The organism is Streptomyces sp. NPDC002690 (genome assembly GCF_053592415.1).
The window spans coordinates 1-7,514 of sequence record NZ_JBSFVR010000366.1; the positions used below are offsets into that span (position 1 = coordinate 1).

8 protein-coding genes and 2 pseudogenes are annotated in these 7,514 nt (G+C 71.9%); 4 read left to right on the plus strand and 6 right to left on the minus strand.

Translation table 11 applies throughout. The features are described 5' to 3' along the window. Window positions 1-85 precede the first annotated feature (85 nt). The 4 genes and pseudogenes from ACWD3D_RS30545 to ACWD3D_RS30560 all read left to right on the plus strand — a co-directional run bounded on the left by ACWD3D_RS30545 (window position 86) and on the right by ACWD3D_RS30560 (window position 2,203). A complete protein-coding gene (locus ACWD3D_RS30545; RefSeq protein ID WP_451463992.1) occupies window positions 86-424 on the plus strand; it encodes a helix-turn-helix domain-containing protein in 339 nt (112 codons plus the stop codon). Between the two features lie 415 nt (window positions 425-839). Next, a complete protein-coding gene (locus tag ACWD3D_RS30550; protein ID WP_328719450.1) occupies window positions 840-1,043 on the plus strand; it encodes a cold-shock protein in 204 nt (67 codons plus the stop codon). A 557-nt stretch (window positions 1,044-1,600) separates the two neighbouring features. Continuing rightward, a pseudogene (locus tag ACWD3D_RS30555) lies at window positions 1,601-1,801 on the plus strand (CBS domain-containing protein); the annotation flags it as partial. Between the two features lie 66 nt (window positions 1,802-1,867). Continuing rightward, on the plus strand, window positions 1,868-2,203 hold the full coding sequence (locus tag ACWD3D_RS30560; protein ID WP_451463993.1) for an SCO5918 family protein: 336 nt from the start codon (window positions 1,868-1,870) through the stop codon (window positions 2,201-2,203). Between the two features lie 67 nt (window positions 2,204-2,270). On the opposite strand, the pseudogene ACWD3D_RS30565 reads toward ACWD3D_RS30560, so the two are convergent. The 6 genes and pseudogenes from ACWD3D_RS30565 to ACWD3D_RS30590 form a co-directional block, all read right to left on the minus strand. Beyond that, window positions 2,271-2,761: pseudogene (locus tag ACWD3D_RS30565) on the minus strand (nucleotidyltransferase domain-containing protein). 46 nt (window positions 2,762-2,807) lie between these two features. After that, on the minus strand, window positions 2,808-3,464 hold the full coding sequence (locus ACWD3D_RS30570; RefSeq protein WP_451463994.1) for a hypothetical protein: 657 nt from the start codon (window positions 3,462-3,464) through the stop codon (window positions 2,808-2,810). Window positions 3,465-3,503: 39 nt separating this feature from the next. Then, on the minus strand, window positions 3,504-4,103 hold the full coding sequence (locus ACWD3D_RS30575) for a TetR/AcrR family transcriptional regulator (protein ID WP_451463995.1): 600 nt from the start codon (window positions 4,101-4,103) through the stop codon (window positions 3,504-3,506). A 211-nt stretch (window positions 4,104-4,314) separates the two neighbouring features. Further along, entirely contained in the window at window positions 4,315-5,076 is a 762-nt protein-coding gene (locus ACWD3D_RS30580; protein ID WP_451463996.1) for an SDR family NAD(P)-dependent oxidoreductase, read from the minus strand. Between the two features lie 141 nt (window positions 5,077-5,217). Continuing rightward, window positions 5,218-5,901 carry a FadR/GntR family transcriptional regulator gene (locus ACWD3D_RS30585; RefSeq protein WP_451463997.1) on the minus strand — a complete coding sequence of 228 codons (684 nt, stop codon included), beginning with the start codon at window positions 5,899-5,901 and terminating at the stop codon, window positions 5,218-5,220. Window positions 5,902-6,013: 112 nt separating this feature from the next. Then, window positions 6,014-7,264: an MFS transporter gene (locus ACWD3D_RS30590; RefSeq protein WP_451463998.1), complete on the minus strand. Its 1,251-nt coding sequence runs from the start codon at window positions 7,262-7,264 to the stop codon at window positions 6,014-6,016. Window positions 7,265-7,514 lie beyond the last annotated feature (250 nt).

Here is a 7,514-nt window from a genome sequence, read left to right on the forward strand (position 1 = left end):
CCTGTCCGGCCGAAAGCGGAGGCCGTTGAGGCGGTCAGCCCTCGGCGGTCGCCGGCCCCTCCACGCGTTCCGCAGAGAGGTGCGAATGACAGCACAGGACTCGAACGGCCGTCTTGACGACGACGACTACCCCGCCTTCACCATGGGCCGGGCCGCCGCACTGCTCGGCACCACCCAGGGCTTCCTCCGCTCCATCGGCGAAGCCCGCCTCATCACCCCCCTCCGTTCCGAGGGCGGGCACCGGCGCTACTCCCGCTACCAATTGCGCGTCGCCGCGCGGGCACGGGAACTCGTCGACCAGGGCACCCCCATCGAGGCCGCCTGCCGCATCGTCATCCTCGAAGACCAGCTCGAAGAAGCTCAGCGGATCAACGCCGAATACCGCGAGGCCGCCGGATCGTGGAACCCGCCACCGCGGGACTGAGGCTCCCGCCCATCCTCCGCCGGCTGCGGGCGACGGGCGCCGCGCGTCCTTCCGGTCCGTGGGCCGCGGCGGTCATCGCCCCTTTCCCGGACACCGGCACGAGCGGCGGGCGCCCCTCCGGAAGAGCTGCGCCCCCGGTGGGGCAATATCTGTGTTCGCGAGGCGAGTTTTAAGCACACCGCGCCCGAAGTGTTTTATCCGGGCCGATGGAGCGGAATATACGCATCGCCCACCTACCGCTACCGCATGCTATCGTCGTGTCCAGTTGCCGTGGTCCTAAATTTCGAGCACCCTCGTCGACATTTCCGACAGTAGGACGCCTTTCGCGTTGCCGGTCCTTCGGACGGGGCACCACCGCGGCGACCCGGCATCCACGCACTGCGGTTTCCGGCGTAATGCCCCAAGGAGATATGACATGGCGTCCGGCACCGTGAAATGGTTCAACGCGGCCAAGGGTTTCGGCTTCATCGAGCAGGAAGGCGGCGGCCCGGACGTGTTCGCCCACTTCTCGAACATCGCCGCCGAAGGCTTCCGCGAGCTGCTCGAAGGCCAGAAGGTCACCTTCGACATCGCACCGACCCAGAAGGGTCCGACGGCCGAGAACATCGTTCCCGCCTGACGGCGACATGTGAGACGTGGCCGAAAGCGTGTTGCGGAAGTAGCGCCGTCCGCCCGGAGGGCGGGCCCGGCGGCGTCCGGTGCGTGCGATCGCAAGGCGGAGGGTCACCCCGATACTGGATGCACCGAGGTGCTCCCGACAACGTGGTGAGCGTGCGGGCCAGGCGTCGCCGGACAGGCGGGGCTTTCGCAACACGCCAGAGGCCCGCCGCCCCTCGGGGCGCGGCCCCGGCCACGAGCAATTCCCCTTCCCCACCCGCGCATCCGATTTCGCCGACGCGGCGCATCACCGTTCCACCGCCACACGTGATTCGCGAAGGCCGACTCCGATTCCGCATTCCGCATTCCGCATTCCACCCGGCGCGCATTGATGACATTTCCAGCGGATTTTCACCGCAGCTGGAATTCCTTGATCAGTGCCGCATCGAGGAAAGGCTCTCCTTGGACTCCGTAGTTACGGACAAACGCTTCTCCCACGGTCGTACCGACGTCGTTATTTTCTCCCGTCGGGCGGATTCCCCCGCCCCGGAGACGGCCGGACCTCAGGTCGGCGACGACATGACCGTCGAGGTGGCTCTGTCGGTCATGGCCGGCGCCCGTGTGGAACACCTGCCTGTCTGCGACAACGACGGATCGCGCACGGGAATGGTGACCATGGCCGAGCTCACCGCCATCCGTGACGGGGCCGCGTACACGGACCGGATCCGGCTGCGCGACATCCTCGTCGACGACCGGGACGGCACCTTCAGCCCTCTCGCCCTGGTTGACTGAACCGACTCGCTCACCGCGAAAGAACCCATCCCCCTCTTTTCCTTGTGAGGCATCATGCGCTGCGTCATCGCCCGTTTCCCGTTCGAGCTCACCAAGAACGGGGTCCTGGAAGCCATGAAGGGAATCAAACCTGAGCCGGCCGTCGGCGAGTGCGTGATCATCGGCCGGCGTACCTACCCGGTCAAGCAGGTCGGGCAGGTCATCACGCGGCAGGACCGCCGGGACTTCAGCGCCGGCGAGGTTCTCCGGGCCATGGCCCAGCTCGGCTTCACCTGCCCCGCCCCGACACCTGCCGCCCCTCCCGCGCACGAGGACCACACGCTCGCACACGCGTCCGCGATGCTCGGCGCTCCCGCCCCCACCTCCACCTCCGCTCCTGCCGCCGCCTGACCGAAGCCGGGCCTGATTCCCGGCCGGCAGGACGGAAGCGGCCGGGCACCGGACACGTCCGCCCCGATCAGAAGTGCGTGGCGATCCGGAAGGCGCGGCGCAGCCGGGCCATGTCGTGCAGGTCGCGGGCAGAGGGTTCGTACCCCTGGTGGAAGTACACCTGCTGCACCGCCGAGAGGCACGGGACGGGGACGCCCCCGATGGCGCCTGCCACGAAGGCTGCGGCGGGGTACGGGAAGGGGCGGTCCGGCTCGAAGGACGCCTGTACGGCCGAGCCGTCGGCGGCGAAGACCAGCGGATGCAGGTCCAGCTCGCGGCCGGACGGGGACGTGAGGACGAACCGTACGGGTCGCTGGTCCAGGGTCTCCGCGTAACCGGCCCCGGCCAGCGCGGCCACCACGGCGGGTTCCTGGTCCTGGCGGTGCATCAGGTCGAGGTCGCGGTGGTCCCTGGTCTGCTCACCGATCAGCGCGTCGATCCCCAGCCACCGCCGATCCAGACTTCGGCCCCTGCCCGTCGCAGTATGGCCAGGACCGACAGCACCTCTTCCGCCGTCATCACGCGGCCCTGCTCCCATCCTCCGACGAGCGTCCTTCGACGAGCCTCACGCCCGGGGCGTACCGTCCCAGCGCCATGTGGTCGGGCGGGGGCGTCCGGGCAGTTCGGCGCGTCCGGTCGCCCACAGCAGAGTGGGCCAGGGGTCCGTCGATTCCGGGGCGTCCGGAAACAGCCGGGCGAGCACCCGTGAGCAGAGATCCGCAGGCGGGTTCCAGGCAAGTCCGAGCCCTTGGGCCAGGTCGTGGGTGTGCACCAGGGTTTCCACGATCCCCATCGCGGCGAAGCCCTCGGGGTCGGACGCCCCGAAGCAGTGATGGGCGCGGGTCTGCGAGGGTTTCGTACGCACCATGGCGACCAGCAGCGCGCCACTGGCCTCCAGCACCTGCAACAGACCGGGGGGACCGGCTGCACGGTCGGCGTGGATGGCGTTCGCGGGACCTCCGGGCCGCCTGCTCTCCCAGAGGAAGGGCACATCGCCCGCCGACGGCGGTTTCCTGGGGCCCAGTTGCACGGCGTACGCGAAGAGGTCGTCGCTGAGGTGTTCGACGGTCTCCCAGCAGGTCCACTCCAGCGAACCGGCCTTCCCCTCCCACGCGGCCACCGGCGCCTCGCGGAGGGCATCAACGGCGAGTCGCACGGCGAGGTCGAGGTCGTCCGCGGTGACGGGCGGGCGGGCGGAGCCGGTCTCGGCTGATCGGGACATGACGAGACCGTACCCCGGAAGGAGCCGGGCCCACCGTCCTCAGGCGGCGCCCCGCACCCGGAGGTGGTCCAGGGCCAGGTCCAGGGCGGACTCCAGCGGACCGAGCCGGCCGGTGGCGATCAGGGTGAAGGCGCCTCCCTGCACGGCGGCGATGATCGACTCTCCCGCGCGCTCCGCGTCCGGTGTGACGGACATCAGCCCCTGGTCCTGCATGTCCCGCACTCCGGCGGTCAGATGGGCCTGCCAGCGGTCCATCAGGTCCTCGGCGACGGCACGCACCTCGGGGTTGTCCCCGGCAAGCTGGCCGGTGAGGACGTTGAGCGGGCAGTGGCGGCCCTGGACGCGGTAGTGCTCGAGCACCGCGTCCCGCCAGGCGTCCCAGGCGGCCCAGCTGGTGAGCCGGCCGAGGTGGGGTTGCTGGTCGGCGAGGATCGCCTCGGCCTCGTGCCGGGCGACGGCGACAAGGAGGGCGGACCGGCCCTCGGGGAAGTAATGGAAGAGCTGACTCTTGCTGGTGCCGGTCGCGGCGCGGATCTCGTCGAGGGAGACCTCCGGCCCACGCTCGCGCATCAGCCGGGCGGCGCCGTCGACAATGCGCTGCCGCGTCGCGGCGCCCTTGCTGGTCAGGCCTTGTGCCACGGGTCCGCTTCCTGGGGGTGCAGGGGCGCCCGGCGTACGCCGGAGAGGGGCGCACGTACCGGTTTTCGCCTGGTCGGCCCATCGTATAGCCGGGCGTACGGGCCCCGAGGGCCGTATCCCGGCGGCACCGGCCGCCGGGCGTACGGCCCTCGGGGTCCCGCCGGAGCGGCGACCGGGCCCGCCCCTCGGGCTACCGCCTCGGGCCCCCGCCTCAGGCCGCGATCACCGCGGTCGAGGTCCGGCCGCCGTCCACGTCGAGGACGATGCCCTGCACGAAGGAGGAGTCGTCGCTCGCCAGGTAGACGACGGCACGGGCGATGTCCTCGGGCCTGCCGTGCGTACCGGCCGGGGTGCCCTTCATCATCACGTCGCCGGGCAGCGGCTCGTCGGAGGGGTCGTGGACCACACCGGGCGAGACCGCGTTCACCCGCACCCCGGACGGTCCGAACTCGGCGGCCCAGGCGCGGGTGAGGGTCTCGACGGCCCCCTTGGTGGAACTGTAGAGCGCGTTGGAGGCAACTCCGAGGCGGGTGATCCAGGAGCCGAGGTTCACGATGACGCCGCCGCCGGCCTCCACCATCGCCGGGGCCACGGCCGCGGTGAGGAAGAACGGGGCCTTCACGTTCACCCCGTAGACCTGGTCGAAGGTGGCCTCGTCGGCGGTGGTCGTGGTGGAGGGCGGGTAGATGCCCGCGTTGTTCACCAGGATGTCGATCCGGCCTCCGAGCGTCTCGGCGCTCCGCTCGGCGAGCTCCCGGGATGCCGCGGCGCTGCCGTCCAGGTCGGCGGCAACGAAGTCGGCCCGGCCTCCGGCGGCCCTGATCTCGGCGACCACGCGCTCGCCGCGGACGCTGTCACGGCCGGACACCACGACGTGGGCACCCTCCGCGCCGAGGGCCAGCGCGATGGCCCGTCCGATGTTGCTGGTCGCGCCGGTGACCAGCGCCGTCCTCTTGTCCAGCCGTGCCGTCATGACTGCCGTACTCCCTCTCGGAACTCCAGATTGGACCGTACGGTTCAAAGTTAACCCGCAATGGACCATCCAGTCCACTCTCGGAGGTGGAGCGCCCGGAGAGCCACTCGAAACGGGACGGATGAAACGACGGGCGCGCGGTCACTCGCCGCGCAGGCGCTCCAGGGCGCGTCCGAGGTTGCGGCGGGTCGCCGCCTCCGCCGCCTCCGGGTCCGCCGCGACGATGGCGGCGACGAGATCCTCGTGGGCCCGGGCGTCGTCGCCGCCGGGGCCGCCGTGCACGCCCCCGTCGGCCACCGCGTCCCGGGCGGCGACCCGGAGCGCATCGAGGAAGGAGTCGAAGACCCGGGCGAGAACCGGATTGTGGGCGGCCGTGACCACCGCGCGGTGCAGCAGCAGATCGGCCTCCACCAGCTCGGCGTCCGAACCGGCGGCGCCCCGCCCGGCCAGCAGCTCCCCGAGGACCGCGACATCCTCGTCGGTACGCCGGCTCGCGGCGAGCCGCCCCGCCTCGACCTCCAGCGCGATCCGCACCTCATACACGTCGGCGACGGCGGCCCGGCGCAGCCCGCGGTCGAACTCCTCGACGGGCGCGGTGGAGACCACGTAGGTGCCGGACCCCTGCTGGGAGCGGAGCTGCCCGGAGGCGATCAGCGCCCGGACCGCCTCCCGGCCGGTGGAGCGGCCGACGCCGAGCAGTCGGCTCAGCTCGACCTCGCCGGGCAGCCGTGCGCCCACCGGCCAGTGCTCCGCCGCGAGCAGCCGGCGCAGTTCGGCGACCGCGCCTTCGACGAGCGAGGTGCGCTGAACCGGCCGTACCGCCATGACGGACGCTCCTTGGGACTGGAGTGGGAAACGTGGTCTCGAACGAGGAAAACGAGAAAGGGGGGTGGCGGCGCCGTCACCGGCCCCGCCACCCCTCAGGTGCTCAGACAACTTAGCCCACGACCTCGGAGCCCCTCGTCCCCGCGGCCTCCTCCGGCGCCGGAACCTGCGGCGGAACTCGCGGCGGAACCTGCGGCGCCCGTTCCCGCAACCGGAGCGCGGCCAGCAGGCTGACGACGAGGAACGCGAGCACCACCCCGAAGGTGACGCGCAGCCCGTGGGCGTCGGCGAGGCGACCGAAGAGCGGGGAGCCGAGTCCGCCGACCGACATGGTCAGCCCCAGCGTGACGCCGCTGGCCGTGCCGGGCCGGTTGGGCAGGTAGTCCTGGGCCAGGGTCACCTGAGAGGAGAACGGTACGAACATGGCGAAGCCCAGTACGGCGACGCCACTCGCGCCGACCGCCACCCCGGGGGCGAAGACCAGTGCGGCCATCGCGGGCACCGCGACCACGTAACCCCAGCGGATCGCGGTCAGCCGCCCGTAGCGGTCGGCGGCCCACCCGCCGGCCAGGGTTCCGACCGCCCCGGCGAGCGTGAACGAGGTCAGGACGGCCGCTGCGGCCCCTCGCGAACTGCCCAGCTCGCGGATCATGAAGAGGGAGACCAGGGACACCGTCGTCACGTAGGGGACGGACCAGCCGGCGGCGACGACGACCAGCCGGCCGAACGCGCGCCAGTCGTCCGGGAGCCCGGCGCCGCCCGAGCGGGCACCGGCGGCGGGGATCACCACCGTGGCTTCCTGGATGCCACGGGCCCGCATCCAGGGCCCCTTCGCCAGCCAGAGCGCGGCCATCACCAGGGCGGGTACGGCCAGCAGCCAGGTGCCCCGCAGGCCCGCCGCGCCGACCACCAGCGTGACGAACCCGGGAGCCAGCGAACCACCCAGGGTGCCACCGACCGAGAAGACGCTCATCGCCTTCTGCGAGCTTCCGCCCGCCGCCCGCGCCTGGTTGGTGGCGGGCGGGTGGTACGCGGCGATACCGATCCCGGCGACGGCCGCGCAGATCCAGGTGAGCAGATAGCCGGAGAACAGCCCCGTACCGGCCACGCCCGCCGCGGCCACCAGGAATCCGGCGGGCACCAGCCAGGGGCGCGGCGCCCGGTCGGCCAGTGCGCCGAAGAGCGGCTGCACCACGCTGGAGAGGCCGGTGGCGGCGAGGGAGATGCCCGACAGGGCCGAGTAGCTGTAGTGCCGTTCGGAGACCAGGAACGGCAGGAGCGCGGGCAGGGCCCCCTGATAGAGGTCGTTGACGACGTGGGTGCCGGTCAGGAACCCCAACTGCCCCTTCCGTACTCCGCTCACCCCCTCGGCGCGTTCCGCCGTCTCCGGCCGTGGCGCTCCGCCCCGCTTCCGCCGCCGCGGTTCGCCGCGGCCCGTCGTCATCGTCATCGCTGGTTCCCGTCCCTCGCTCGCGCCCACTTCACTCCTCAGGTCCTCTGAGGAGTTGGTTCACGGTAACAGGGCTCCGACGAGGGGAGCAACGGCGCCCGATACCCGCCCCGGCGGCCGCGAGCCGGCCCCGAGCCGGCTCCGCGCCGGCCCCGAGCCGGCC

Excerpts from the sequence above, each read along its gene's own strand:
- ACWD3D_RS30570 (WP_451463994.1), bottom strand. The coding sequence starts at position 3,464 with ATGTCCCGATCAGCCGAGACCGGCTCCGCCCGCCCGCCCGTCACCGCG.
- ACWD3D_RS30585 (WP_451463997.1), bottom strand. The coding sequence starts at position 5,901 with ATGGCGGTACGGCCGGTTCAGCGCACCTCGCTCGTCGAAGGCGCGGTC.
- ACWD3D_RS30545 (WP_451463992.1), top strand. The coding sequence starts at position 86 with ATGACAGCACAGGACTCGAACGGCCGTCTTGACGACGACGACTACCCC.
- ACWD3D_RS30550 (WP_328719450.1), top strand. The coding sequence starts at position 840 with ATGGCGTCCGGCACCGTGAAATGGTTCAACGCGGCCAAGGGTTTCGGC.
- ACWD3D_RS30560 (WP_451463993.1), top strand. The coding sequence starts at position 1,868 with ATGCGCTGCGTCATCGCCCGTTTCCCGTTCGAGCTCACCAAGAACGGG.
- ACWD3D_RS30580 (WP_451463996.1), bottom strand. The coding sequence starts at position 5,076 with ATGACGGCACGGCTGGACAAGAGGACGGCGCTGGTCACCGGCGCGACC.